The sequence below is a fragment of the Paraburkholderia sp. J8-2 genome, from assembly GCF_905220195.1.
GTDB lineage: Bacteria > Pseudomonadota > Gammaproteobacteria > Burkholderiales > Burkholderiaceae > Paraburkholderia.
Genome location: NZ_CAJMZA010000077.1, coordinates 1 through 2,119 on the forward strand (window position 1 = coordinate 1; position 2,119 = coordinate 2,119).

Below are 2,119 nucleotides of genomic sequence, written 5' to 3' on the forward strand. Positions count from 1 at the left end.
AATCCTGCTGTGCTGCGAGGATCGTTGCTATCTCATTCGACAATTCGGACACTGCCAGCTGATGCCCCTTCACAAGCTCGCCAAAGCCGTCGCTGACGGGCACCGAGTACGTCGAATGGCAGGTCAGCATGGTCGTTCCTGTTCGTGGTTTCACCGTCCACACGGTGTCCAGCAGTGCGTGCGATGCGTACCATGACTCGAATCGCTGCACCACAACGCTAATTCGATAGACCGGTTGATCTGCTGGATAGGGAACGCTCGCGACGTCGAACGTGCCAAGCGCCGCGGAAAGGTTCGCCGACAAACGTTGGCGAAGCTCATCGGCCGGGGCAGTGCTCCAGCGCGCCTGTTCCATGACCTGAACGCGTACGGGATCCTTCTGCAAGACGAGTTGCCGTCGCGCGACCTGTGCTGGAACGACGACAGGCGCCACGTCGATCAGAAATGCTGGGTGTGAATTTTCGTCGTTGACGACTTTATTTCGTAACGTCTGCGGCGGGGATTCCGTGCCCAAGGTGTAGGTATGCACTTCCGGCACAGCGGTGCACGCCGCAGCAAGCGCGGCGATGCTGCACAAAGCAAAAAGCAGCTTAAGGCATCCGGGCTGGTGACTTCGCCTCGTAGTTTTTTGACTCATGGCTTTTCATCCCTTGGCTTGCCGCGCAGGAGTGACTCCGGATGCTCCTGAAGGTAGATAGCCAGCTCGTTCAGCGATTGCAGCGTGCGATTGAGTTGCGAAACAGCTTGCCGCATATCCGACTGGAGCGGCGAATCCTGCTGTAACGCTGCCTGCGCTGTACGGAACGTTTCCTGGGCGGTCGCGAGGGTATCGCGGGCCTGAGGCGCAAGTTCGGTGTTCATTTGCGTGAATGCACGATTGGCACTCTGGAGCGTTTGATCGAGGTTGGTGCCGATCCGGTCGAACGGCACACGATCCAGCTTTTTGGCAATATCGGCGATGACCACCTGAAGCTCCTCCAGCGAATTGGGCACAGTCGGTAGTTCTAGCGGTACCCTCGTCATGTCTATGGTGGCCTGCGGGGCGTTCGGAAAGATGTCCAGCGCAATGTAGCGCTGGTTAGTGATAAGACTTCCGGTCCGCAACTGGGCGCGCAAACCCTGAGCCACCAGTTTTTGCAGGAGTGCCTTTCCGCCGTCGTTGTTGCCTTCACCCAGCGACTCCCGGAACTTTCTTCCGAGGCGATTGGGAAACAGGTTCACCGTCACTGGCATCGTGAATTCCGATCGTTTCGGGTCGTATTCCACGTCGACTGCAGTGACGCGTCCAAGCTCGATTCCGCGGAAATCGACCGTCGCGCCGACAGACAGGCCGCGCAGCGACTGATTGAACTTCATGACAACGCTTGCAGCAGCACCGTCCGGTGCGCGCATCGCCTCTGCCTGACTGTCGGAAAGCGGGAAAGCGGTGCCGTTGGGCGCTTCGCCTGCCGCCTCGTGATCGGGGCGGGACTGGAACGCGAGACCACCCATGACGACCGTCGCGAGTGACTGGGTATTCAGTCTCATACCGCCCGAATCCAGCCGCAGGTCGACACCACTTGCATGCCACCAGTATGAATCTGCCTTAACAAGTTTGTCGTAGGGCTCATCAATGAAGACCTGGATGGTGACGCCCTTGCCGTCATCGTTAAGGGAGCGTGCGACAACACGTCCGACCTGGAAACGGCGGTAGTAGACTGGCGAGCCGATATCAACGGAGCCGAGGGAATCGCCATCAAGAACATAACGACGCCCCTTCTGGTCGCTGGTCACGATGGGAGGCGTCTCGAGTCCGATGAACTTTTCACGGGGCTGGTCGGAGCGACCAGGATCCATGCCGATATACGCGCCGGAGAGGACGGTACCAAGACCCGAAATACCACCCATTCCGATCCTTGGGCGCACCACCCAGAAGCGGGCGTCTTCAACCGCGAGATTGGTTGAGGTTTTGGCTATCTGTACATCCACAAGGACACGGGAATGGTCGTTAGAGAGGCGGATGGTCTTGACCTCGCCGATCTCCACGTTACGGTATCGCACCTTTGTTCGCCCGGCCTCCAGTCCTTCGGCGGTGAGAAAGCTGATAGTGACAGTCGGCCCTTGTGTCGCGACTGATCGC

Annotated in this window: 2 protein-coding genes; both read right to left on the minus strand. The window is 58.7% G+C overall.

Features of this window, described 5'->3' with window-relative positions; all coding sequences use genetic code 11:
• Positions 1–637, minus strand: a 637-nt coding sequence (locus U5A52_RS42760; protein ID WP_321940425.1) for a PqiC family protein, incomplete at its 3' end; no start/stop codon positions are given.
• Positions 634–2,119, minus strand: a 1,486-nt coding sequence (locus U5A52_RS42765; RefSeq protein WP_321940426.1) for an intermembrane transport protein PqiB, incomplete at its 5' end; no start/stop codon positions are given. The genes U5A52_RS42760 and U5A52_RS42765, both read right to left, overlap by 4 nt.